Annotated in this window: 17 protein-coding genes; 5 read left to right on the top strand and 12 right to left on the bottom strand. The window is 67.0% G+C overall.

The features are described from left to right. Positions 1-3 precede the first annotated feature (3 nt). The gene (locus ACT3CF_RS06915) at positions 4-7,908 is read left to right on the top strand and encodes a beta strand repeat-containing protein (protein ID WP_478421914.1); all 7,905 of its coding nucleotides are present in this window, start codon (positions 4-6) and stop codon (positions 7,906-7,908) included. 52 nt (positions 7,909-7,960) lie between these two features. On the opposite strand, the gene ACT3CF_RS06920 is transcribed toward ACT3CF_RS06915, so the two are convergent. The 5 genes from ACT3CF_RS06920 to ACT3CF_RS06940 all read right to left on the bottom strand — a co-directional run bounded on the left by ACT3CF_RS06920 (position 7,961) and on the right by ACT3CF_RS06940 (position 14,208). Then, on the bottom strand, positions 7,961-9,457 hold the full coding sequence (locus ACT3CF_RS06920) for an MFS transporter (protein WP_478421479.1): 1,497 nt from the start codon (positions 9,455-9,457) through the stop codon (positions 7,961-7,963). 218 nt (positions 9,458-9,675) lie between these two features. Continuing rightward, complete coding sequence (locus ACT3CF_RS06925; RefSeq protein WP_478421480.1) at positions 9,676-11,070, bottom strand: efflux transporter outer membrane subunit; 1,395 nt, start codon at positions 11,068-11,070, stop codon at positions 9,676-9,678. Next, positions 11,067-11,963 (bottom strand): HlyD family secretion protein, encoded by an 897-nt coding sequence (locus ACT3CF_RS06930; RefSeq protein WP_478421482.1) that lies wholly within the window; start codon positions 11,961-11,963, stop codon positions 11,067-11,069. The genes ACT3CF_RS06925 and ACT3CF_RS06930 overlap by 4 nt, the downstream gene beginning before the upstream one ends. Continuing rightward, the gene (locus tag ACT3CF_RS06935) at positions 11,960-12,175 is read right to left on the bottom strand and encodes a DUF1656 domain-containing protein (protein ID WP_478421483.1); all 216 of its coding nucleotides are present in this window, start codon (positions 12,173-12,175) and stop codon (positions 11,960-11,962) included. Before ACT3CF_RS06935 ends, ACT3CF_RS06930 begins: the two co-directional genes overlap by 4 nt. Beyond that, positions 12,172-14,208 (bottom strand): FUSC family protein, encoded by a 2,037-nt coding sequence (locus tag ACT3CF_RS06940; RefSeq protein WP_478421484.1) that lies wholly within the window; start codon positions 14,206-14,208, stop codon positions 12,172-12,174. The genes ACT3CF_RS06935 and ACT3CF_RS06940 overlap by 4 nt, the downstream gene beginning before the upstream one ends. A gap of 124 nt (positions 14,209-14,332) precedes the next feature. Between ACT3CF_RS06940 and ACT3CF_RS06945 the strand changes: the two genes are divergently transcribed. Further along, positions 14,333-15,142, top strand: a complete 810-nt coding sequence (locus tag ACT3CF_RS06945) for an AraC family transcriptional regulator (RefSeq protein ID WP_478421485.1) — start codon at positions 14,333-14,335, stop codon at positions 15,140-15,142. Between the two features lie 177 nt (positions 15,143-15,319). Here the strand turns inward: ACT3CF_RS06945 and ACT3CF_RS06950 are convergent, their stop codons facing one another. Together ACT3CF_RS06950 and ACT3CF_RS06955 are read right to left on the bottom strand one after the other, a co-directional pair. Then, positions 15,320-15,508, bottom strand: coding sequence for a helix-turn-helix domain-containing protein (locus ACT3CF_RS06950; protein WP_478421486.1), 189 nt, complete (start codon positions 15,506-15,508; stop codon positions 15,320-15,322). A 461-nt stretch (positions 15,509-15,969) separates the two neighbouring features. Further along, a complete protein-coding gene (locus ACT3CF_RS06955; RefSeq protein WP_478421487.1) occupies positions 15,970-16,704 on the bottom strand; it encodes a 3-oxoacyl-ACP reductase family protein in 735 nt (244 codons plus the stop codon). A gap of 133 nt (positions 16,705-16,837) precedes the next feature. On the opposite strand from ACT3CF_RS06955, the gene ACT3CF_RS06960 reads away from it, so the two are divergent. Beyond that, the gene (locus ACT3CF_RS06960; RefSeq protein WP_478421488.1) at positions 16,838-17,149 is read left to right on the top strand and encodes an ArsR/SmtB family transcription factor; all 312 of its coding nucleotides are present in this window, start codon (positions 16,838-16,840) and stop codon (positions 17,147-17,149) included. On the opposite strand, the gene ACT3CF_RS06965 is transcribed toward ACT3CF_RS06960, so the two are convergent. Then, complete coding sequence (locus ACT3CF_RS06965; RefSeq protein WP_478421489.1) at positions 17,150-18,010, bottom strand: aldo/keto reductase family oxidoreductase; 861 nt, start codon at positions 18,008-18,010, stop codon at positions 17,150-17,152. 90 nt (positions 18,011-18,100) lie between these two features. Here ACT3CF_RS06965 and ACT3CF_RS06970 point away from each other — a divergent pair, with 90 nt between their 5' ends. Next, positions 18,101-18,994, top strand: a complete 894-nt coding sequence (locus ACT3CF_RS06970) for a LysR family transcriptional regulator (RefSeq protein WP_478421490.1) — start codon at positions 18,101-18,103, stop codon at positions 18,992-18,994. Between the two features lie 654 nt (positions 18,995-19,648). On the opposite strand, the gene ACT3CF_RS06975 is transcribed toward ACT3CF_RS06970, so the two are convergent. Then, positions 19,649-20,278, bottom strand: coding sequence for a TMEM175 family protein (locus tag ACT3CF_RS06975; RefSeq protein ID WP_478421491.1), 630 nt, complete (start codon positions 20,276-20,278; stop codon positions 19,649-19,651). 274 nt (positions 20,279-20,552) lie between these two features. Between ACT3CF_RS06975 and ACT3CF_RS06980 the strand changes: the two genes are divergently transcribed. Beyond that, a complete protein-coding gene (locus tag ACT3CF_RS06980; protein WP_478421493.1) occupies positions 20,553-21,776 on the top strand; it encodes a glycosyltransferase in 1,224 nt (407 codons plus the stop codon). Between the two features lie 17 nt (positions 21,777-21,793). On the opposite strand, the gene ACT3CF_RS06985 is transcribed toward ACT3CF_RS06980, so the two are convergent. Genes ACT3CF_RS06985 through ACT3CF_RS06995 form a run of 3 tightly spaced genes read right to left on the bottom strand, consistent with a single transcriptional unit; the run spans position 21,794 to position 25,127 of the window. Then, entirely contained in the window at positions 21,794-22,462 is a 669-nt protein-coding gene (locus ACT3CF_RS06985) for a TetR/AcrR family transcriptional regulator (protein ID WP_478421495.1), read from the bottom strand. A gap of 47 nt (positions 22,463-22,509) precedes the next feature. Further along, entirely contained in the window at positions 22,510-23,760 is a 1,251-nt protein-coding gene (locus tag ACT3CF_RS06990) for an MFS transporter (protein WP_478421496.1), read from the bottom strand. A gap of 5 nt (positions 23,761-23,765) precedes the next feature. Further along, positions 23,766-25,127 carry a GH1 family beta-glucosidase gene (locus ACT3CF_RS06995; RefSeq protein ID WP_478421497.1) on the bottom strand — a complete coding sequence of 454 codons (1,362 nt, stop codon included), beginning with the start codon at positions 25,125-25,127 and terminating at the stop codon, positions 23,766-23,768. Between the last annotated feature and the right edge of the window lie 7 nt (positions 25,128-25,134).

Raw genomic sequence — 25,134 nt, forward strand, 5'->3', positions numbered from 1 at the left:
CGGATGATCAACACCAAGTCACGTCGCCTGTCGCGTTCCATCGCCGCACGCGCGCGCGTCTTCGCCGGCGCATCGCTGTTGAGCCTGGTGATCGCGACGCCCGCCTGGGCTGGTCCTGACGGCCCTGCCGCGACGACGCTGCCCAGCGGCGGCGAGGTGGTCGCCGGTCGCGCGACGATTGCCGCCAACGGATCGGCAATGACGGTCACGCAGTCGAGCAACCGCGGGATCATCAACTGGCAGAGCTTCGACATCGGAACCGATGCATCGGTCCGCTTCGTTCAGCCCGACGCCAATTCGGTCACGCTCAATCGGGTGCTTTCCGGCGCCGGCAGCACGATCGCCGGAAAGCTGTCGGCCAACGGCAAGGTCTATGTCGTCAATCCCAGCGGGATATTGTTCACTGCTACGGCCCAGGTCGATGTCGGCGGGCTGGTCGCTGCGGCGGGCAGCATCGCCGACAGTGATTTCATGGCCGGACGGGACCGCTTCACGGTCGCCGCCACGGGCGCCGTGACGAACCGCGGGAGCATCGTTGCCCGCAGCGGCGGGCAAGTAGTCCTGATCGGCGGCAGCGTGTCCAATCTTGGCGCGATCCGCGCCGCCGGCGGCGATGCCGTGCTGGCATCAGGGGCCCGGGTGACGCTCGACGCGGGCGCCGAGGGCCATCTCAAGATCGAAGTCGATCCTGCGACGAGCCGCGCGCTGGTCGAGAATGGCGGCCTGATCGCGGCGCATGGCGGCCAGGTGCTGATGACGGCACAGGGGGCAAGCGCCGCGCTGTCCTCGGTGGTATCGAACACCGGCACGATCGAGGCGCAAACGCTTGCCAATCGTTCGGGCAGGATCCTGTTGCTTGCGGGAATGGACGGCGGGCTGGTCCATGCGGGCGGCACGCTCGACGCATCCGCGCCCGGCGGCGGCGACGGCGGCTTTATCGAAACCTCGGCGGCCGGGCTCAGTTTCGCGCCCGATCTGCACGTGTCGACGCTGGCAGCGACCGGGCGGACCGGCAAGTGGCTGATCGACCCGTACAACCTCACGATCTCAAGCTCGGCGAGCACCAGCGTCTCGCTCGACTCCGCGCCCAATCCTTGGGTCCTCGCGCCTCTGGGGAGCGGGGCCAACATCAACAGCAACACGCTTTCGAGCTATCTGGCCAGCAGCAACATTTCGCTCAACACCGCCGGCGCAGGGAGCGAAGCGGGCAACATCACCGTGAATGCGCCGATCAGCTGGAACGCCGCGACGACGCTGACGCTGCTGGCGGACGCGAATACCGGCGGCATTTTCCTCAATGCCGCGATCAACGGCAGCAATCCGAACAGTGCCGTGGTGCTGAGTGCCGGCGCCGGCGGGATCAACCAGGGCGCAAGCGGGGGCATCACGGCCGGACGGTTGACGCTGAGCACCGCCAACGGCGGATCGGTGCTGCTCAACCAGGCAACCAACCAGGTTGCGCGGCTTGCGGCATCGTCCGCCCAGGGCAGTTTCAGTTTCGGCAGCGCCTCGGCGCTGACCGTTGAAGGCGCGGTGACGAGCGGGGTTGGGGCCGTTACGCTGATCGCGGCAGGCAATCTGACGATCAACGCGCCGCTGACCGACGGCAATTCGAACGCGGCCTTCAATCTGCGATCGTCGGGCGGCACGCTCAACATCGCGCGCGACATCACGCTGAGCGGCGGCGGCAGCACGCTCTCTCTCAACGCGGCGAACGGCTATGTGCTGGTCAACGGTGCCCGTGTGAGCATGACGGGGGCAAGCGCCGGTCTTACGATCAACGGACAGGCCTATACGCCCGTTCGCAGCGTGAACGAGCTGCAGGCCGTCGGGTCGACGGGCTTTTACGCGCTGCTTGCCGATATCGACGCATCGGCAACGGCGAGCTGGAACGGCGGCGCGGGCTTTGCCCCGCTGTCTCTCAACAGCAACAGCACCTTTGCCGGCATGGGGCACATCATCGATGGCCTCACCATCAACCGCCCGTCGTCCAGTTCCTTCGTCGGGCTTTTCGGGTTCGTCGGCGGCTCGTCCGTGGTGCGTGATTTCACGCTGTTGAACGCGTCGGTGAACGGCAATCAGCAAGTCGGCATGGTCACGGGCGTCCTGGAGCGCTCCACCCTGTCGAACGTCCACGTCACGGGCCAGGTCAACGGCTCGCTTTTTGTCGGTGGCGTCGTCGGCAACCTGTACGAGGGGACGATAACGCTTGCCTCATCGACGGCGGCGGTTGCTGCGCGGGACTCGGTCGCCGGCGGGCTTGTCGGCGTTGCCACCGACAATAGCGTCGTCACCGATTCATACGTGACCGGCACGGTCACCGCACCGACCGGGGCGGCCGGGCTGATCGGACGCGGACAGCAGCCCTATTTGCTCACGCTCAACCGCGTTTATGCCAGCGGCAGGGTCACCGGCGGCGCCAACTCCGGCGGTCTGGTCGGGTTCTTCCTCTGGTCGGGTGCGGCCACCAGCGCAACGAACGCCTATTGGGATGTCAACAGTACCGGGATGAGCGGCAGCGCGGCGGGCACGGGCATCGCCAACGGCGCGGCATACAACCAGTCGACCTATGGCGGCTTCGATTTCACCAGCACCTGGGTGATGTTCGAAGGCGACACGCGGCCGATGCTGCGTAACGAGGCATCGAGCGTGATCGTGACGCCGCATGCGATGCAGCTGGTCGCACTGGCACCCGATCGCACCTATTCGCTGGGCGCGAATCTCGACCTTGCTGCGGGCGGCGGCGCCTATGGCTATGGCGACGTCTGGGGCAGCCAGGGTTTCGTCCCGATCGGAACGGGCGCTTCGCCGTTCACGGGCAGCCTGATCGGGAATGGTCGCCACATTTCTGGGCTGATGATCGATCGCGCCGCCACCAGCCAGGTCGGCTTGTTCGGCGCCGTCAGCGGTGGGTCGATCAGCGACGTGACGTTGATCGGCGGCAGCGTACGCGGCTATTCCGACGTCGGCGCGCTGATCGGCAATCTCGCCAACGGCTCGGTCTCCGGTGTCGGTGCTTCGGTCGATGTCACCAGCGTCTCCACCAATGACAGCAATGCCGGCGGGCTGGTCGGCGCGAGCCATAACGCGAACATCACCGCGGCCTGGGCGACCGGCAACGTTTCCGGCGGCGGCATCAAGCTGGGCGGCCTCGTGGGCGACATGTGGAGCGGTGCGATCACCCGCTCCTACGCCACCGGCAACGTCACCGGAACCAATCCCAACATGGGCTATGCCGGCGGTCTGGTCGGTGCCAACGGAAACAGCGGCAACGGTGGCAGCATCAGCCAATCCTATGCGACGGGCAATGTGAGCGGTGCAGGGGCGATCGGCGGACTGGTCGGCCTGAGTGACGGCGCCATCGCCGATGCCTATGCGATGGGCATGGTGACCGGTACCGGCTCGATGCAGGGAGCCGGCGGTCTGGTCGGCGTCAATTCTTCCAACGGCACGATCACCGGCGCCTATTCGACCGGCCGCGTAACCGGCGGAAGCCAGACGGGCGGGGCGGTCGGCTACAATAGCGGCGTGGCCGGGGCGATAACGTCGACCTACTGGGATGTGGCGACGAGCGGTCAGAGCGCCGGCATCGGCGGCGGCCAGACGGTCGGCGCCACGGGCCGCCTGACGACGCAGCTTCAGGGCTCGCTTCCGGCAGGCTTTCTCAGTCCGATCTGGGGGACGGGCACCAACCTCTATCCCTATTTCAACTGGCGTTATGCCGTCACGCCGGGGGCGGTCAGCGGCACGGTGACGGCAGGCGCCGGCGGCTCTGCGCTTGCGGGCGTCAAGGTGACGGGCGTTTCGGGCGGAACGGCAATCGGCAGCGCGACCACCGGCGCCAACGGCTATTACTATATCCTGACCGATGCGAGCGCACTGAGCAGCCCCGGCGCGCTCACCTATCTCGACGAGGGTACCCGGCGCGGCGCGGCGGTCGGCGACAGTTTGGGCGTCAACGGCATCCGCAACCTCGATATCTATGCCGATGCGGTCCATCTGCGTACGTCCGAAGCGACGTTGTCGGCAACGCGTGCGCAGTATCTTGCGATCCGCGGCGGTTATGATGACGGCGATCTTGCCTTCCTCCCGGCGGTCGGCACCGGACCACTGACCGGCTCCGGCTATGGCGTCTATCTTGACGCTGCGGGCAATTACACGATCGACGCGACATTCCTTTCGGGTGGCGCGCTTACGCTCGCCAGCTCCGGAACATTTGGTATCACCAGTTCGATCACCCTCGCCGCAAATGGCGGGCTGGCGATCAACGCACCGCTCGCATGGGGGGATTCGTCCGAACTCACGCTGAGCACGACCGGCGGCGGCGCCCTCACGCTGGGCGGGACGATCAACGCAACGAACGGATCGCTGGTCATCATTGGCTCGGGCGATATCAGCGCTCCGAACGCCCTTGCGGTCAAGACGTTCGCGCTGAACGGCGGCAACTGGCGTCAGCTCGGCGCCCTGCCGGGCTTCTCCGTCGTCGATTTCCGGCTGGATCCGAACGCGAGCTTCCTGCGCGCGCTGGGCGGCGACGGGAGCGCGGCGACGCCATATCGGATCGCCGACGTCTACGGGCTGCAGGGGATCGGGTCATCCAGTCTTCTCGCGCAGGCATTCGCGCTCGACAACGACATCGACGCGGGTGCGACCACCGGCTGGAACGGCTTGACCGGATTCGTCCCGATCGGGAGCGATTCAAACCGCTTCACCGGCAGCCTCGATGGGCGAGGTCATGCCGTCACGGGACTGTGGATTCATCGCAATGCTCCCTTTGCCGGGTTGTTCGGCGCTTCAACGGGCGCGATCCGCGACCTGACGCTCACCGGCCAGGTCACGGCTGGCGGGGTTGTTGGCGGCCTCATCGGCGCGATGTCGGGGGGCAGCGTGACCGGCGTGTTCGCCAATGTTGCCGTCACGGGCGCCAGCTCGGGCCAGGCCGGCGGCCTTGTTGGCCTTCAGAACGGCGGGACGATCGTGCGCTCGTCCGCCAGCGGCAACGTGTCCGGTGCGGGCGACGCCGTCGGCGGGCTGGTCGGCCAGCAGGGCGCGGCGACGATCGATCAATCCTTCGCCACCGGCGCGGTCAGTACCACGTTCAACGCCGCCGGCGGGCTGGTCGGACGTTCGGGCGGCACGATCAGTAACGCCTATGCGAGCGGCAGCGTGACCGCACAGCAGCAGACGGGCGGACTGGTCGGCGATCTCGGCGGCACGATCCTCAATTCCTATGCAACCGGCAGCGTGTCGGGTTCTGCCGTCAAGGGCGGATTGGTCGGCAATAATGCCGGCACGATCACCGCCAGCTTCTGGGACACCGAACGCAGCGGGCAGGCTGCCGGGATCGGGAGCGGTGCGGCGGGCGGCGTGAGCGGCCTTGCCGGCAATGCGCTTCGCCGGCTTGCGAGCTTTGCCGCTGCTGGGTGGGACATCGACGATGCCGGCGGCACCGGCAGGATCTGGCGCATCTATGACGGCAACACCACGCCGCTGCTTCGCGCCTTCCTGACGCCGCTCACCGCCACGGGCGGCAATGTCTCCCGGACCTATAGCGGTTCGAGGACGAGCGCGGCCGGGCAGGTGACCTACAGCATCGCCATACCCGACAATGGCCGTCTGTTCGGCACGCCGGGCTATGTTGCCGCCAGCGCCGATGCGGGCACCTACACCGGTGCGGCGCTCAGTCTGGTCGGGCTCTATTCCAACCAGGGCGGCTATGATGTCATCGCCGTCCCAGGCAGTTTCACGATCGTGCCGGCGGATCTGACGGTCGATTTGAACGCGGCGGCCAAGGTCTATGACGGTCGTGCATGGTCGGGCGGCAACGGCGTTACCTATTCGGGTTTCGTCAACGGCGAGGACGCGTCTGTGCTCGGCGGAGCGCTCGTGTTCGGCGGCGATGCGCAAGGGGCGACCAATGTCGGCATGTACAGCCTCAGCGCCTCGGGCCTGATTTCCAACAATTACACGTTCCACTATAACCCGGCGTCGCTGTCGATCACGCGCGCGCCGCTTCAGGTCACGGTGAACGGTGCGACCAAGACCTATGACGGGCTCGGCTGGTCGGGTGGTGCCGGGGTCAGCTATTCGGGCCTGGTCAATGGCGAAACGGCGTCGGTGCTGGGTGGCAGCCTTGTCTACGGCGGCGCCGCGCAGGGCGCGGTCACGCCCGGCAGCTACAGCCTTACCGCGTCGGGCCTGACGTCCGGCAACTACACCATCAGCTATGTCTCAGGCTCGCTTGTGGTGAACCCGGCACCGCTCACCGTGACGGTGAACGGCGCGACCAAGACCTATGACGGCCTCGCCTGGACTGGCGGCAATGGCGTCAGCTATTCGGGTCTGGTCAACGGCGAGACGGCGTCGGTGCTGGGCGGCAGCCTCGTCTATGGCGGCAGCGCGCAGGGCGCGGTCAATGCCGGCAGCTACACCCTCACGGCATCGGGGCTCACCTCGGGCAACTATGCCATCACCTATGTCGGCAACACGCTGGTCGTGAATCCTGCTGCGCTGACGGTCACGGTGAACGGGGCGACGAAGACCTATGACGGCCTCGCCTGGTCCGGCGGCAATGGTGTCAGCTATTCGGGTCTGGTCAATGGCGAGACGGCATCGGTGCTGGGCGGCAGTCTCGTCTATGGCGGCAGCGCGCAGGGCGCGGTCAATGCGGGCAGCTACGCCCTCACGGCATCGGGGCTGACCTCGGCCAACTATGCCATCACCTATGTCGCGGGCGCGCTCGTGGTGAACCCTGCCGCGCTTACCGTGACGGTGAACGGAGCGACCAAGACCTATGACGGCCTCGGCTGGTCCGGCGGCAACGGCGTCAGCTATGCAGGTCTGGTCCATGGTGAAACCCCGTCGGTGCTGGGCGGCAGCCTCGTCTATGGCGGCAGCGCGCAGGGCGCGGTCAATGCCGGCAGCTACACCCTCACGGCATCGGGGCTCACCTCGGGCAACTATGCCATCACCTATGTCGGCAACACGCTGGTCGTGAATCCTGCTGCGCTGACGGTCACGGTGAACGGGGCGACCAAGACCTATGACGGCCTCGCCTGGTCCGGCGGCAACGGCGTCAGCTATTCGGGTCTGGTCAACGGCGAGACGGCGTCGGTGCTGGGCGGCAGCCTCGTCTATGGCGGCAGCGCGCAGGGCGCGGTCAATGCCGGCAGCTACACCCTCACGGCATCGGGGCTCACCTCGGGCAACTATGCCATCACCTATGTCGGCAACACGCTGGTCGTGAATCCTGCTGCGCTGACCGTCACGGTGAATGGCGCGACGAAGACCTATGACGGCCTCGGCTGGTCTGGCGGCAATGGTGTCAGCTATTCGGGTCTGGTCAACGGCGAGACGGCATCGGTGCTGGGCGGCAGCCTCGTCTATGGCGGTAGCGCACAGGGCGCGGTCAATGCCGGCAGCTACAGCCTCGCCGCGTCGGGATTGACTTCGAGCAACTATGCCATCCGCTACGTCGCGGGCGCGCTCGTGGTGAACCCTGCCGCGCTTACCGTGACGGCCAATTCGCTGTCGATTCCGCTGCTCGGAAGCTATGGCCCGCTGACCTACAGCGTCGCCGGGCTGGCCAATAGCGACGCTGTCGCGTCCGTCCTGTCCGGGAGCCTGGCGACCAATGCGGACGTGCGATTGCCCGGCAGCTACGCGATCGGGCAGGGGACGCTCGCGGTCGTGAGCGACAATTACCGGCTGGTTCGGTTTGTCGGGGGCACGCTTACCGTCGAGCGGCCGGTCGGTGCGCCGGACGGCGGTTTCATGCGGCAACCGCTGTTTGCAAGCATCATGGCGGATCGTGATGCGCTTGCAGTGCCCATGGTCGCCATCGTGCCGCAGGGGGCGGGGGGGAGCCCGGCAGGCCACCTGTCGTTCGAGCCGCGCTTCATCCGCTGATGCGACGGCGCAGCGGGCCTGCCTCGGCAGCATATCGCCGCGCCGGATCCTGTCAGGGCCGGCGGGATTCCGCCGGCAGCGCGTGGCGATGGCCGCTCATTTCCGCGCCGGCATGGGCGGCAAACTGGCGGTTCCAGAACACCGCCGACGCCGAAATGGCCGCGACGACGACGAACGCGACCGAGAAATCGCTGAGGTAGAGCTGATCCCGGCCCGCCAGCTGCGGCCCGAGCTCGAGCACGCTCGCCGCGATGCAGATGCCAAGCGAAAGCGTCAGCTGCTGCAACGTTGCATAGAGGCTGGTCGCTGCACTCATCTGCGGCTTTTCGACCTCGGCATAGGCAATCGCGTTATAGCCGGTAAACTGGAACGAGGTGAAAAAGCCCGACAGCGCCAGCACCGCGACCATCGCGCCGACCGGCCAGGCGGGGCGGAACAAGGCGCAGGTGGCATAGCCGGCGCTGCTCACCAGCCCGGCGACGATCAGGCTCTGCCGGAACCCCCAGCGGCGCAGCACGCGCGGCGCCAGCGCCTTCATCGCAAGGGCGCCGAGCGCGCCCACCATCGTGATCGTGCCCGTCCGTGCCGCGGAAAGCCCGAAGCCGATCTGAAACATCAGCGGCAACAGGAAGGGCTGGGCGCCCTGGGTGATGCGCGTCAAAGAGCCGCCGATTACCGAAAGGCGGAACGTGTCGATACGCATCAGTGCCGGGTCGAGGATCGGATCGACCGTGTGCCGCGCGTGCCGGAGATAGGCCATACCGAACAGCATGCCGAATGCGATCAGCAACACCGCGACCCGCCCGGTTCCCGGTCTGCTCGCCAGTTCGAACCCGAACAGCAGGCAGCCGAGGGCGATTCCCGACAGGAGAAATCCGCTCAGGTCGAAGCGTGCAGCGGCGTCACTGCGGATCTCGGGAACAAGAAGCAGCGCGCCGATTGTCCCCGCGATGCCGATCGGCAGGTTGAGATAGAAAATCCATCGCCAGTCGAGCCAGGTGACGATCAGCCCGCCCAGCGGCGGCCCCAAAATCGGCCCGATCAGCGCCGGCATGACCAGCCAGGACAGTGCCTGGACCATGTCCTCCTTGGCGACGCTGCGCAGCAGCACCAGCCGCCCGACCGGAACCATCATGGCGCCGCCGATCCCCTGGACGAAGCGCGCCGCGACGAGCATCGGCAACGTTGCCGATTGCGCACAGGTGATCGACCCCGCCAGGAACACGCCGATCGCAACGCAAAAGACCGTCCGCGAACCCAGACGATCAGCCAGCGCACCGCTGGCCGGGATGAACAGCGCCAGTGCGAGCAGATAGCCTGTGAGCGCCAGGCTGAGGCTGGTCGCGGAGGTGCCGAGGTCGCGCGCCATGGTCGGCAGCGCCACCGTCAGGACGGTGCCGTCGAGCTGCTGCATGAACAGTGCCGCTGCCACGACTAGGGCGATCGCCCGGTAATTGCCGGCGCTCGTCGGGGCGGTGGCTTGCGGTCGAAGCGGGCTGGTGACCGCCTCAACCGCTGGTGCCAGCCCGTCGCCCACATCCGCACTCATCGAAGCCAGGTTACGCCTACGCCACCGCATTCCGTTCCATTTCAAACTGGCCTCGCCGGCATTCGAAGAAGCGCGAAACGCGGCGCCGGCGTGGGAAATCCGTCATTCTTTATAGACCCGCCTCGCGCGCCGATCGGCCGCCGTCCAGTCAATTGCATGCAATCAGGATTGCGCCGTGCGGCGATCGTGGCAGCGTACGACCAGCTCTGGGACCGGCATCATTCCCATCCCCCGCCCAGCGCAAGGAACAGGTCGATCTGGCGATCGACGACGCTTGCCCGCGCGGCGGAGAGCGCTGCCTCAGCGTCGGCGAAGCTGGACTGGGCATTCAGTACGTCGATGAAAGGCGTTCGGCCGAACCGCTGCAGTGTCTCAGCGTCGCGGCTCGCTTGCCCGGCGGCTTCCGCAGCCCGCTCCAATTCGCGCAGCCGTTCGGTTGCGCGCGCATAGGCGGACAACGCCGTTTCTACCTGCTGAAGCGCCGTCAGCACCGATCCGTCGAAGCCGGCAAGCGCCCCCTCGGCATCGGCCCCGGCCTGATCGATGCGGGCTCGGACCAGTTTCCGATTGGGGAATGACCAGGACAGCAGCGGACCGAGGCTGAAGCCGAACGATGATGGGGTCAGCGCCTGGCCGACGGCCGCGGCTGTTCCGGCCGTCCCGCCAATGCTGATCTTGGGATAGAGACCGGCGCGCGCAACGTCGATGTTTGCGGTTGCCGCTGCCAGGATGCGTTCGGCTCTTCTCACATCGGGGCGGCGCCTGAGCAGCATCGCGCCGTCGCCGACGGGGATCGGCCGCGCCATCGTCGGGGCGGCGGTGCAGGATTCGAGGCTGAGCGGATATTCCGACGGCGTTCGGCCCATCAACGCCGCGAGTTCGAACAGCGCGGCCTTACGCTCGGCAAGGAGGCCGGGAATGGCCGCCTCGCTGGCAAATGCGGCCGCTCGTGCACGGTCGACATCGAACCGCGTGCCGCGTCCGCCGCGTGCCATCCGCACCGCCACATCCAGCGTCGCGTGCTGAATCGCGGCGACGCGGCGTGCGGCTGCCAGCGCCGCGCCGGCCGTGCAGACCTTTGCATAGTTCCGGGTGACGGCAGCCGCGACGACCACCCGCACTTGATCGCGCGCAGCGACGGCTGCCTCGGCCTGTGCGGTTGCGGCCTCGATCCCACGGCGGATCCGCCCTGCCAGATCGAGCGAATAGTTGACGTCGAAACCGAGAGTATAGCTGAAGGGTGCCGGCAATCCGGCAGCCGGCCCGCCGACCTGAGCCGCCTCGGCTTGACCGATCAGGCCGGTGCTTATGCTCCGCGCCGCAGCCGCTTCGCGGACGATCGCGCTCGCACGGCGCAGATTGGCGTCGGCGACGCGGAGGTCGGCATTGGCTGCGAGCGCTGCCTCGACCAGCGCGTCGAGCCGGGGATCGCCGTAGAGATGCCACCAGCGCGGGGGCAGATCGGCGCCGGAAACATCGGCATCCGCACGCCCCAGAAATTCCGCGGCCGCCCCGGGGCGGTTGGCGACGACTTCCGGCAGCGCCCGATCGCGCGGACCGACGACACAGCCGGCAAGGAGCAGTGCGGGGAGCAGAGCGAAAAGGCGCGTCATGACCGCCGTCCCTGCGACGACGTGCCGGTCGTGGGGAGGATCTCCACGGCCGCGCTTCGTCCTGCGATCAACCGCGTTCCGGCGGGCACCCGGTCGATATGAATGCGTACCGGAATGCGCTGGGCGAGCCGAACCCACGAAAAGGTGGGCGCGACGCGCGGCAGGAGGTTGCCGGTATCATCACGCTGGTCGTCGGCAATGGCCGCGGCAATACTCTCGACATGGCCCGCAATCTCCGCGTCGTCTCCCATCAACCGGATGCGGGCGCGGTCGCCGATCGCAACCTGGCGCAGCTTGGTTTCTTCGAAATAGCCCTCGACCCGCAGTGAGGCGGTATCGACGAGCGCCATCGCTTGTGCGCCTGCAGCGAGATAGTCGCCGGCGTGAATGTCGAGGTTGGTGACGATCCCGCCGACCGTCGCGCGGATTTCGGTTCGCCGAATGTCGACTCGGGCGACGTTCCGGTCGGCAATCGCGCGCGCCAGCGCGGCCTCTGAGGTCCGTACCTTTGCGACACTTTGCTCGCGCGCCTCGGTTGCGACGAGATCGCCCAGCGCGAGGTCGCGGCGGGCTTCCTTTCGCGCCTGCTCCAACTGCGCGCGCGCCTCGGCTATTGCGGCGTCGGCGCGTTCGATGGTGGCGACAAGGCGGGGGCGATCGAGGACAACCAGCAATTGTCCTGCGCGAACGGTCTCGTTGTCGTGAACCATCACCTGTGTCACCAGTCCGCCGACATCGGTTGAGACTCGTACGACATCCGCACGCACGCGACCGTCGCGCGTCCACGGCGTCTGTTGATGACGATTCCAGAGTTGCCACCCGACAAGGGCGGCGATGGCTACGACGACAAGCGTGATGGCATATCTGCCAAGGACGAGGGCAATCGGCTTCATAGGAAAGATCCGGTATCAGGCAGCACCTGCGCGAGCAGGCCAAGGACGAGGATGAAGACGGCGATCTCGACGAGCGCCGGAGCCGCGAGGCGGCGCGACAGGCCTGTGGTGCGGAGGAGGCGTATCGCCGTTGCGGTGGCGATCAGCGCGATGCCGGCGAGCACCAGCAGTCCCGGGACCAGGACGCCGCCGATGGCCAGGTCGACGATCATGCCGCGTCGGCCGCGTGGGTGGCCGCAACCGGCTGCAGCGCGTAGCGGAGGTCGAGCAGGGGATCGAGCAGCGCCAGCCTCCCGCTGTCAGGCTCGGACGCCGCATGTGTCATCAGCATCCCGATCTGCGCGTCCAACGCTTCGATAGCGGCGGCGGCGGGCCGGCCGTTCGAGAACGCCCTGGCGAGCATTGCCAGCATTTGCCGCGCCTCGGCGTGGGGCGGCGCGGCCCCGTCACTGACGACCCGGTGAAGCGCCGCCGCCGCATGTCCGATCCGCAGATGGCGAAGCATCTCATCGAGCGTGTCGGTGCGGGCCCGCCCCAACAGCGCGAGCCGTGGCACGAGCAGCGCGATCCGGTCGACCATTAGGCTGGTCCAGCCCGCTTCCGCCGGTCCCCGGCCGCGTGCACGCCGGGCCACGTCGCGGCGGCTCAGGCGGAGAAGACGATCGATTGCGGTTTCGGGAGGCACGGTCTGGAGCAAAGCCATGCTCACCACGCCGAAGCCCAGGCCGCCGAACAGGGCGATGCCGCTGTTGAGCGCGTCTATGAAATCACCCGCATAGCGTGCGCTCAACCCCGTCAGGATCGGGATCGTCAGTGTAATGCCCAACGCCATGAAGGCAGTGGGGGGCCGCGCCTGCAGCGAGCCGCCAAGCAGCAGGGCGGGGGCGAGAACTGCAACCAGCGTTGGAAAATCGGTGACGCGCGGCAGGATGGCAAAGCTGTAGGCGAGGCTGATCGCTACGCCGTAGAATGAACCGAGCAGATATTTGCGCAGGTTGGGTGCCGGCGCATCGACATTGCCGAACAGCGCACAGGCGACGCCCAGCACCGATACCGCCAGCCCGCCGTCCGGCCATGCCGACCAGATCCAGAACAGGCATCCGGTGAAGATGCCGATCGTCGCCCCCGCCGCCGCCCGCGCCGCCATCAACGGATCGCGGTGCCGGAGATAGCCCGTCGCGCGCATCGGCCAGCGCAGCGCAGATGGATCTCCCAAGCTGCCCCTTGCCGCCACTTCGCGACCGAGCATGTCACAATCGTGGAGCAGCGCGACCAGCTCGGCGAGGCGGCCGGCGAGGTTGCCGCGCAACAGGTTCTCCGCGCGCGCCCGTTCGGTCTGTGCGGCGACCTGTATCTGCTGCGCATTCTCGATCAGGCGGCGGGCCTCTTCGTCACGGTCGGCGCCCGGAGCGGCGTCGATCCAGCGTGCGACGTCGCCCAAGAGATCGGTCAGCCCTCGGCGGTCGCCCATCGCCGCCAGCCGGGCCTCGATCTCCGTGGCGAGCGGCAGCAGGCGGGCCAGACGGTCGTGCAGGTGCCGCAGCGTCCGCCCGTTGGGGGCAGCGCCCGCGGGATCATAGGGGATGTGCGTCGCCAACCCGTTCAGCGCGAGCAGATCGACCGCAAGCCGATGGCCCTCTGCTTGCCGCTGTCGATCCGTCACGTTCTTCAGCGCATCGCTTGCCAGTCGCCGCGCATCGCACAGGGTCGCGTTGATCTTTTCGACGAACGGCCCGCTGATGGGGCGGGGCAGCACGACGCGGTGGACCAGCACGGTGCAAAGGATCCCGAGCACCATTTCCTGTACGCGCACCAATGCGGTCTCGAAGATCGCACCCGGCGCCGCCACGCCCGGAAAGCCGATCAGGCTTGCGGTATAGCCCGCCAGCACAAAGGCATATGCCCGCGGCGTGCGGTCGAGCAGCGATAGGAACAGGCAGAAACCGATCCAGCATGCCAGCACCAGGCTGCAAACCAGCGGTTCGCCGACGAAGGTCGGAATGATGGCGACGGTTGCTGCCGCACCCGCCAGGGTGCCGAACAGGCGATAGAGGCCCCGGCTGAGCGACGCCCCGGCAGACGACTGCGCCACCAGATAAGCGGTGACGATCGCCCAAGATGGACGGGCAAGTCCGATCCGCAGCGCGATGTAATAGGCGAGCATTGCCGCGGCAAAGGTCTTGGCGGAAAACAGCAGCACCTCGGCGTCGGCGCGCACCAACGGCGTGCGCCGCAGCGCACGCAATGACGGAAGCGTCAGTCGCGGTCCTGTCCACCCATGGATGTGAAATAGCCAGATGCCCATGCGCTTGTTGATAACGATTCGCACATCGGTATAAATTCGCTATTCAGACAAACAGTCCCTGAATTTGGCCAATTCCATGTCGCTCACGCATACTGCCATCGCTGCGTTCGATCCGGATGCGACTGACCGACCGGCGGTGGCCCGCGATCTCGATTTCGCCGATTATGCCGCCGAGGTGCCGACGCATGTGCATCGCAAAGGACAACTGATCCTGGCATCGCACGGTGCCGTGACCTGCGTCGCGGCGGACCAGGTCTGGATCGTGCCGCCAAATTGTGGCGTCTGGATACCCGGTGGGGTCGCGCACAGCGCACGGGCGACCGCCAATGCCCGCCTCAACTACCTGTTCGTCGAGCCCGGCGCGGCGCGCCTGCCCGATCGTTGCTGCGCCCTGTCGGTTACGCCGATGATCCGGGCGATGATCGAACGACTGGCCGATGCGGGGGACAGCTACCCCCTCGACAGCCATGTCGCGCGGCTGGCGCGGGTGATGCTCGATGAACTGGCCGAAATGCCGCACGAGCGGTTCAATCTGCCCATTTCTGCCCACGCGAAGATCCGTGCGATCGCCGACGCACTGACGCGCGACCCGTCGGACCGCAGCACCTTGGCGCAATGGGCCAAGCGCGTCGCGATGAGCGAACGCTCTCTCGCGCGGCTGATGATCCGCGAAACCGGCCTCACCTTCGGCCGCTGGCGCCAACAACTGCACCTGATTGTCGCACTCCGCGAACTGGCAAGCGGCGCGACCGTGCAGGGCGTCGCAGCAGAACTCGGCTACGAGTCGGTCAACGCCTTCATCACGATGTTCCAGAAGGCGTTGGGGACCACGCCTGCCCGGTATTTTTCGTCACGGCGAGCATCGCTGCCCTAACGATGGTATCATGCGACGCATGATCGCCATGGGCTCCGGGCGATCGCTCTCGTGTTCCAGGACCATTGGCACCGTGCGGGTGCGATCCCCGGCGAGAACTTGTTTGTCCTGTTGCTCGCGATGGCCCATCCTTTCAGGACTGGGGGCAAACCCGACGCGTTTCACGATCCGAAAAGTTCAATCGTCCTCGACATGTTCGGGGTGCTCAAGCGCATAGCGGATCGCCAGTGCCGTGCGTCGCTCGATTGGCGTTTGGCCTCGCGCCATCAGGCCCACCGTCACACGAGACAGGCCGATGCGCGCGCCTAACTCCGCCTGGGTCAGCCCGAAAGCCTTGAGGAGTTCTCGTAGCTCTGTTGCTCGCATCGCCTATCCCGATATTCAATTTTGCTGTTCGGCGCTCGTGCTTCCGTCAAGGCCGAAACGCTCGGCGTTGTTTCACGACACGTGAAACGGAATTGAGCATTTTCATTTCGGTGTCAATTCGAACGGCGACGTCGTCATGAGGTTTATATTTGCTCGCGAGTAGGTTGGTGGCTTTCTAACAAGAAAATTAGGTTGCAATCTCATAAATGTTGTCGCTTGCATGGCGCGCCAGCCCCGGACCAACGGGGGGCGGGTGGCGAAGCTGCGTTTCCCGAGCGCGAATAGCCCTCGCTTCGATATCGGTCGGAGTTGGTGCCGTCCTGCGCCGATCCTTTCCCCATGGCATGCATGAGGAATTTATCCTCCATGTCGACGACCAGGCCGACCGGCCGGAGGCCTGCGCTAGCTGCTTGCCTCCGTACCAGCGGTGCCTCCGTTTCAAGCGAGGGCAGAGCCTGTGTTTACGCCGTCGCGCCGCCATCGACGTTGAGCGTGGTGCCGGTGATGTAGCTGGCATCCGGACCGGCGAGGAACGCGACCGCACCCGCGATCTCCTCGACCTTGCCATAGCGCCCCAGCGGGATGGCCCCCAGCACCTGTCCCGCGAAATCGCTGTCAGCCGGGTTCATGTCGGTATCGATCGGCCCCGGCTGGACGGTGTTGACCAGGATGTTGCGCGCCGCGAGGTCCTTGGCCCAACCGCGGGCCAGCGCCGCCACCGCCGCCTTGGTCGCGCTGTAGACGGTGGTCGCGGGGAAGGCCATTTCGCCCGAGATGCTGCCGATCAGAATGATCCGCCCGCCGTCGCGCAGGAGCGGCAGCGCCGCGCGGGTGCCGACATGCAGGCCTTTCACGTTGACGCCGAACTGACGATCAAAGGTTTCGTCGGTGTCTTCGGCGACGGTGGAAAATTCGGCTACGCCCGCATTGTGAACGAGGATGTCGATTCCGCCCAGGGCCGCTGCCGCCTGTTCGACCCCAGCGCGCTGCGAGGTCGGATCGGCTGCATTGGCCTGGAACGCGAAGGCGGTGCCACCCGCGCTTTCGATCGCCGCCACGGTGGTATCCGCTGCCGCCTTGTTGCCCGCATAGGTGATCGCGACCGCCGCGCCGTCGGCCGCCAGTCGCTTGGCGATTGCCGCGCCGATGCCGCGCGATCCACCGGTGACGAGCGCCTTTTTGCCCTGAAGTGACATATTGATACTCCATAAGATGTGGCCCGCGATCACGGCGTCGTGCGCTGTCGGCAGCCCGGGATATGGCGCGCCTGCCCGATAGTTCAATATTACCGAACTATTAAAATATCCACCGACACCCTATATCGGTTTCATGGCTCGCTTCATCCATCCAAGGCTGGAAGACGTTCCGCTCGATCTGGCGCTGCACGCGCTGGCCGATCCCAATCGGCTGGAGATGGTCGCCCGGTTGGCGGCGACCGAGCGGTTGCGCTGCAGGGATGCCGCGCCGTGCGAGTCCATTCCCAAGAGCACCTTGTCCAACCACCTCAAACTGCTCCGTGCAGCTGGGCTGATCGAGACGACGCAGGCGGGGCGCGAGATGATCAACACGCTGCGGCGATCCGAGTTTGATCGCCGCTTTCCGGGGCTGCTGAATGCGGTGCTCGCCAACCGTCGCGCCTGATCACCTGCCGATTGCGTCAAGGCTGGCAACAGCATCCTGGGATAGCGTCAGCGATGCCGCTGCCAGGTTCTCATGGAGATGTGCGACCGACGAGGTTCCCGGGATAAGCAGGATGTTGGGCGATCGCTGGAGTAACCAGGCGAGCGCGACCTGCATCGGCGTAGCGTCGAGTTGGACCGCCACGTCCGACAGCGTCGCCGATTGCAGCGGGCTGAAGCCGCCGAGCGGGAAGAAGGGGACATAGGCGATGCCTTCCGCCGCCAGCGTATCGATAAAGGCGTCGTCGTCGCGGCGGGCGAGGTTGTACTGGTTCTGGACGCAGGCGATGTCGGCAATCTCCCGCGCTTCCTCGAACTGCCTTGGCGTCACGTTGCTGAGCCCGATATGGCGCACAAGCCCTTGCCGTTGCAGGTTTGCCACCGCCTTCAACGGAGCGGCGAGCGATCCTTCCGCCGGGCCGTGGACGTCGAACATCAGCCTGAGGTTAACGACGTCCAGCGCTTCCAGTCCCAGATTCTCGAGATTGTCGTCGACCGCGCGTGTGAGTTCGTCCGGCTCGAACGCGGGCAGCCAGGAACCATCGTCGCCGCGCCGGGCGCCGATCTTGGTGACGATCAGCAAGTCCTTCGGGTAGGGGAACAGGGCCTCCCGGATCAGCCGGTTGGTAACGTGCGGGCCATAGAAGTCGCTGGTGTCGAGATGGTTCACCCCCGCCGCCACCGCGGCGCGAAGCACGGCCAACGCCCGGTCGTGGTCGCGCGGCGGCCCGAACACGCCCGGCCCGGCGAGCTGCATCGCGCCATAGCCCAGCCGCCGCACGTCGTGTCCGGCGAAGGAATAGGTGCCTGCTTGGTCGATCATCGGATTCTCCTTTGCTGGCCCCAAGATGCGGCTTGCGGATCGTGCCGATAAGCTGGAGAGATCCGCACGGGCTGTACGGAAAACCGAACGATGAAGGCCGATCTTGCTGATCTGAACGCATTCCTTGCGGTCGCGCAGGCGCGCGGTTTTCGGGAGGCGGCACGAAGCGCCGGATCGAGCGCATCCACGTTGAGCGAGGCGGTGCGGCGACTGGAAACACGCCTGGGCGTCCGACTGCTCCATCGCAGCACACGCAGCGTGACGCCCACCGAGGCGGGAACCCGGCTGATCGAGCGTCTGGCGCCGGCGCTGGGCGAGGTTGAGGCCGCGCTGGATGTCGTCAACCTGTTCCGCGACCGACCGGCGGGGACGCTGCGGCTCAACGTGCCGGTCAGTGCGGCGCGGCTGGTGCTGCCGCCGATCCTTCCGGCATTCCTCGCCGCCTATCCCGATATCCGGGTTGAGATCGTCGCCGAGGATGGCTTTGTCGATCTGGTGGCGTCGGGGTGCGACGCGGGTATCCGCTATGACGAACGGCTCGAGCAGGATATGATCGCAGTGCCGATCGGCCCGCGCGTGCAGCGTTTCGCGACGGCAGCCGCGCCCTCCTATCTCGATGCGCGCGGGCGCCCGACCCACCCGCGCGATCTGCTCGATCATGCCTGTCTTTGCGGCCGCTTTACCAGCGGGGCGCTGACCAGCCCATGGGAGTTCGAGCGCGGCACCGAGATCATACGGATCGAGCCACAGGGGCCGCTGATCGCCAGCGTTTCCGGCGCGGTTGATCTGCTGGTCGACGTCGCAGTCGCAGGGGGCGGCATCCTCCATCTGTTCGAAGATTGGCTGCGTCCCGCGCTGGACAGCGGTTCGCTGGAACCTGTGCTGCCGGAGTGGTGGCAGTCTTTCTCGGGCCCCTTTCTGTATTATTCCGGCCGCCGTCTCGTACCGCCGCCGCTACGCGCCTTCCTCGATTTTATTCGCTAGCAGCCGGGTGCCCAACGGCCTCACTCAGATCGCTGCCGTCTTCGCTTGGTCTCGCGGAATGCCGAAGCTGTATCCCTCTGACGTGACGCAGCGGGAGGGATTCATGGCTGTTCGTTGCCCGCCTTCTGAAGACCGTGGGCTTACTACTTTTACGGTATTCCGCCATTCTGCGCTTCGTGCCGGATGCGCCGATTGCGGTTTTTCGGGAAAGAGCTACCGTTCGATACCACGCACACGAACGGCGACTTCGTTCCGGACCCTGCATTCGCTTGCGGCCCCCGGTTGGCCCAAGCTGGGCGTTCATCTCAAACACTCGAGCGCTGTGCCTCGCGGCCTTTCATCCACCGGCAACCAGATACCGAACAATGGCTGAGGGGCACCCGGCTTCGCATCCGGTCTGAGCGGGAGCAGGTTTCCGCCACTCGATTTGGAACCCGCCCAGCGTTTCCGATCACTCGGCCTCAACCGCTGATGCTCGTGCTATCGGCTTCGGTGCGACGGCAGGGGCGGCCGAGAAAGCGGACAGGCCTTTCGCGCCGAGTTGCGGAGGTCGCGATCTATTCCCTGAGGAACAATCGATAATCGACGTTATGTTAATTCGCTTAATTGCCTGAATGTGCCCGGATTTGCTCCCTTGCCCGTCGAGCCTGTACCCTAATGCCGTTCCGCCGGCTTGGCGGCGCGTTCGGCAACGCGGCCTATCAGCAGCAAGACCAGCGGCGCGATGAGGATCAGCACAAGCAGGCCGAGCGCCGGTGCGATCATGCCCACCGCAAAGGCGGTGCCACCGATCACCACCGGTGACCACATCGAGACGCGCAACGCTTTGGCGTCATGTCCATGCTTGATCGCATCGGCAGAAACGCCGTCGCGCAGCGTGACATGGATCAGACGCATATTGGCGAGCCCTACGAGGACCAGAAATGCGGTGTAAAAGCCGACGGCTGCGCGCAACGTGGCATAATCGCTGAGCAAGGCGGTCGGAAACGGCATGAAGGCGATCGCCATCAACAAGCCGAGATTGGCGCGGATCATCGCCGGGGATGCGCGATCGACCAGGCCAAACAGCCGATGATGCCCCGCCCAGAACCGCGCTATGACCAGGAAACTGACGATGAAGCCGACAAAATTGGGCACCAGGCCGAGCAGTGCGTGTCCCAGTGCCGCGTCTGACATTGCGGGCAGGTGCGGCACGCGGATCTCAATAACCAACAGCGTGATGGCGATCGCAAAAACCGCATCCGAAAAGAAGCTCAGCCGTTCGGCCTGATCACGTTCGCGCACTGATTTCCCCCTGCTCGTCGCCGCGACTTCACCACAGCACGGCAAGGGTGGCAAGGCAGGGCACTCCGCCCGACCTGACTGCTCTGTCCCTTCGGCCGCGCGCGGGAAAGGCCGCATCGTAAGTGCAGGTGGTCGCACAGGCTCGGTGCCGCCGGGCAAGACATTTCGGTATCAGAACAAATTTTTCGGACATGGTGTGGAAATACGCTGTCCGCGTCGTCCTTATCGTATGACCATCGACCAGCGTTCGCGGCCCCAGCACGATAGCAGCGCCTTGCTCCCCGCTCCCGCGACGGTTGTGCCGATCGCCTCCCGGACGCCGTCGGGCGATGGTGGCGTCGCGGGGCGACCGGCACGCGGTCTGCGCGTGCTGACCTTCCTTCACAGCTTCGAGCCCGGAGGCGTCGAACGGATCGCGCTCAGGATGGTTCGTCAGTGGCGACGCACCGGCGTCGATGCGCCGTTGTTCCTCGGGCGCGAGGACGGCGCGCTGCGTACCGAGCTCGCGCAGGATCTTGACTACGAAGTCGCGCGACAGCCGCGGGTGTCGACCGCGGGCTGGGAGACGCTGTGGATGATCCTGCAGCTCCCGGGCGTCATCCGGCGCCTTCGGCCCGACGTGCTGTTCGTCGCCGGATCGACTTACACGATCGTCGCGGTGATGATGCGGTTGCTGCTCGGGCGCGATTGCCCGCCGATCGTGACCAAGATCAGCAACGACCTTGCCCGACGCGACCTGCCGCCGGTCGCGCGTGCGGGATGGCGGTTGTGGCTGTGGCTGCAGGCGCGGCTGATCCACCGCTGGGTGCTGATGGACGAATCGATGGCGCCCGAAATGCCGCGTGCGATGGCGGCGCGCAGCCTCGTCGTCCATGATCCCGCGCTCGACCGGCGGAGCGACCCCGCGCCTCGGTTGCGCGAGGCGGTGGCGGGGCGGCGCTTCGTTGCAGTCGGCCGGCTCGTCCATCAGAAGGATTTCGGCCTGATGCTGCGCGGCTTTGCCGCAGGTGCGCGCGCCGACGATACATTGACGATTTATGGCGACGGTCCGGAGCGGGCCCAGCTCGCGGCCTTGGCCGAGCGGCTGGCGCTGACGGCACGGGTGACGTTTGCGGGCCATGTTCCCGACGCTGCGTCGCGGCTGGGCGATTACGACGTGCTGCTGATGTCGTCGCGCTACGAAGGTATTCCTGCGGTGCTGCTTGAGGCGCTCGATGCCGGGCTGGTCGTGATCTCGACCGATTGCGGTGCGGGGGTGCGCAGCCTGCTGGGCCAGGGCCGGTTTGGTCGCGTGGTCGCGCGCAGCGACGCGGCCTTTGCCGCCGCAATTGCCGAGGCGGTGCCGACGCCCGCCCCCGCCGCCGAACTCGATGCGCATCTTGCGCGCTTCACCGTCGACCGCGCGGCGGCGGGATATTTCGCCGCCTTTGTCGACGCCGCGCATGGCGACCGCGCGACGGCGCCTTTGCCGATCGCGCCGATGCCGCGCGCGGCCTGAGCGTCCGCGCCGCCGGCTCAGTCGGCAGCGACGGGATCGGTCCAGCTGAGGAACGCGGCGCGCAGCAACGCGCTGGTTTCGGCGAACAGCGCGTCCTCGGGCATGTCGGCTTCGCTGTGGAGCAGTTCGTCGACGACATAGCCGAATTCGACCGCGACGCGGATGCGCCGCCAGATCGCCTCGCGCGGCACGTCGGGAAGCTGCGGCGCCAACGCCTCGGTGAGGCGCTCGGTCACGAAACGGTGCGATTCGATCCGGATATGTTCGAGCCGCGGCGTCGCATGGAGCGCGCGTTCGATCCACACCCCGCCGGGCTCGCTGCGCGTCACCGCGGCGGTTTCACGCAGCAGTTGCTCGGTCGCGGCCGCGGCGGCGGCAACGCCGTGCGCGACATGCTGTTCGATCCAGTCGACGAGCACGGCGTTCTGCCGCTCCATCAGTCGCATCCCCAATGCCTCGATGATGGCGAACTTGTCGTCGAAATAGCGGTAGAGCGCGGGCGGGGTGACGCCCGCGCGCTGGCAGATCAGGTTGGTCGAGATGCGCTCGATGCCGACCTCGGCGAGCAACAGCCCGGCCACGTCGAGCAGCATCTCGCGCGTCTGCAGCGCGCGCGCCTGTTTGGGCTCGGCCCTGGCCTCCTTGGGCGCCGTCGTGCGCGGGCGTGCAGTCTTCGTTCTTGCCATTTTCACCAACCAGCGGGAATGGCCGCCATCTAGGCGCTTCTATTCGATCATCCAACCGCGGCGATCCGCCCGACCGCGACAGCGGCGGCGAGCGCCAGCACTGCCCCGACGCCATAGAGCACCGGATAACCGAAGCCGCCCACGAGCAATCCGGCAAGCGCGGGTGCGAGCACCTGGGGCAGCGAATTGGCGATGTTGAACAGGCCCAGGTCGCGCGCGGCGTCGGCGGCGCGCGGCAGCACCTGCGTCACGATGGCGACATCGACGGCGGTATAGAGCCCGAAACCCGCGCCGATCAGCGCGACCCCGACACGCACCGCGTCCCAGTGCGGCACCAGCGCGAGCAGCGCCATTCCCGTCCCCGCGACGGCGCCCGCCGCGACGACGAAGGGCCGCCGCCGCCCGATCTGATCCGATGCGAAGCCTGCGGGAAGCAGCACCAGCGTCATTGCGGCGACATAGACGATCGTGAGGGACAACACGTCGTCCGCGGCTGCCGGTCGATGCACGACATCGGTGAGAAAATAGAGCAGATAGAGCAGCCCGAGCGCCGAGGTCAGGTTGAGCAGAAAGCGCACCAGCCACGCCCAACGCGCGTCGGGCGATCGCCATGCGGGGGGATGATCGGCGGGGATGCTTCCGGGGCGGGAACGGGCGTCCCCGTCATGCCCCGGTTCGCGTGGCGGCAGGGGGCCGGCGTCCCCGATCGCCAGGCACGGAAGCGCGCCCGCGAGCACCGCGGCGGCGCAGACGAGATAGCCGTGCGCATAATCGGGCGCCGCACTGGCGATCGCGACGCCGCCGACGACGCCGCCGGTCTGGGCGAGCGCGAGCCACGCGCCGACGGTGCCGCGCCGATCGGGCGGCACGCGATCGGCGATTACGGCCACCAGCGCGGTGAACATCGCGTTGAGCGCGGCCTGCGCCAGACACCAGCCCATCACCATCCCGGCGACGTCGCGCGCCTGCGCGAGCAGGACGAGGCTCGCCGCGCCGCCTGTCGCGCCGGCCAGGATCCAGGGCCGCCGTCGACCCAGCCGCCCTCGCGTGCGGTCCGAAAGTGCGCCGAACAGCGGATTGGCGAGCATGGCCACGCCCGCCCCCGCCGCGCTGACGCCGCCCAGCACGGCGACCTTGTCCGCCGGCGCGATCGCCGCCGCCTGTTGCGCGAGCAGCAGTTCGATGGGGCCGAAAAAGGCCGCCCACAGCCCGGCATTGCCGATCGCGAGCGCCGCAATCGCCGCCCAGCCCGGCGCGGCGCCGGCACGCGCGGCGGCATGGCGGTGCGCGGTCGCCATCGCGGCTATCCTTGCTGCGCGCGGATGAAGGCGCGGTACCAGTGATAGGATTGCTTCGGCGTGCGCCGCCCGGTCACGGGGTCGACATGGACGAGGCCGAAGCGCTGCGACAGCCCGACGGCCCATTCGAAATTGTCGAGAATCGACCAGATGAAATAGCCGCGCACATCGGCACCCTCGGCGACTGCGCGCGCCAGCGCGTCGAGATGCGCGGCGTGATAGTCGATCCGGCGAAGATCGGCGACGCGACCCGCTGCGTCGGGTGCGTCGTTATACGCGCACCCGTTTTCGGTGATGTAGACCGGCGGCAGCGCCGGACCGTAACGGTCACGGAGCAGCGCCAGGATCTCGCCGAGCCCTTCGGGCGTCACCGGCCAGCCGAAATCGGTATGCGGCCGGTCGGCGATCGGCACCAGGTCGAACGGCAGCCCGGCGGGCATTTCGTGGCCGTCGACGGTGCGGACCTCGGCGCTCGGCGCACCGACGCATTCGGCATTGTAATAATTGAGACCATACCAGTCGATCGGCGTCGCGATCGTCGCCAGATCGTCTTCGAACCCGGCGGGCAGCATCGCGGCGACGGCGTCGGGATAGCGGCCGAGCAGCACCGGGTCGGAATAGAGCCAGCACATCAGCGTCGCATAGAGATCGGCCGCCGCCCGATCCGCCGGCGCCTCGCTTGCGGACCGGACGGGCATCTGGTTGTTGACCAGCCCGATCCCGCCCGCGCCTACCGCCCGCAGCGCCTGCACCGCGCGGCCGTGGGCGAGCAACTGGTGGTGGGCGACGGTCAGCGCATCCAGCCCCATCGTCCGGCCGGGGGCGTGTCCGCCCACCGCATAGCCCATGCTCGTCAGGACCGAAGGCTCGTTGAGCGTCGCCCAGCGCGGCACGCGATCGGCAAAGTGCCGGCCGACGATCGCGGCATAATCGGCAAAACGCTCGACGATGCCGCGATCGGTCCAGCCGCCTTGCTCCTCGAGCGCCAGCGGCGTGTCCCAGTGGAACAGCGTGACCATCGGCGCGATCCCGGCGGCGAGCAGTTCGTCGATCAGCCGGTCGTAAAAGCCGATCCCGGCCGGATTGGGCGGCCCCGCGCCGTCCGGCTGGATGCGCGGCCACGCAATCGACAGCCGGTAATCGCTGACGCCGAGTTCGCGCATCAGCGCCACGTCCTCGGCATGGCGGTGATAATGGTCGATCACCCCCGCACCGGGGCTGCCGTCGAGGATGCGGCCGGGTTCGGCACAGAAACGGTCCCAGCTCGACCTGCCCCGGCCGTCGGCGGTCTCCGCGCCCTCGATCTGAAAGGCGGAAGCCGCCACACCCCAGCGAAAGCCGGCGGGAAAGGCGCGCTCTGTCGTCATCGCCCTC

The organism is Sphingomonas chlorellae, assembly GCF_056485145.1.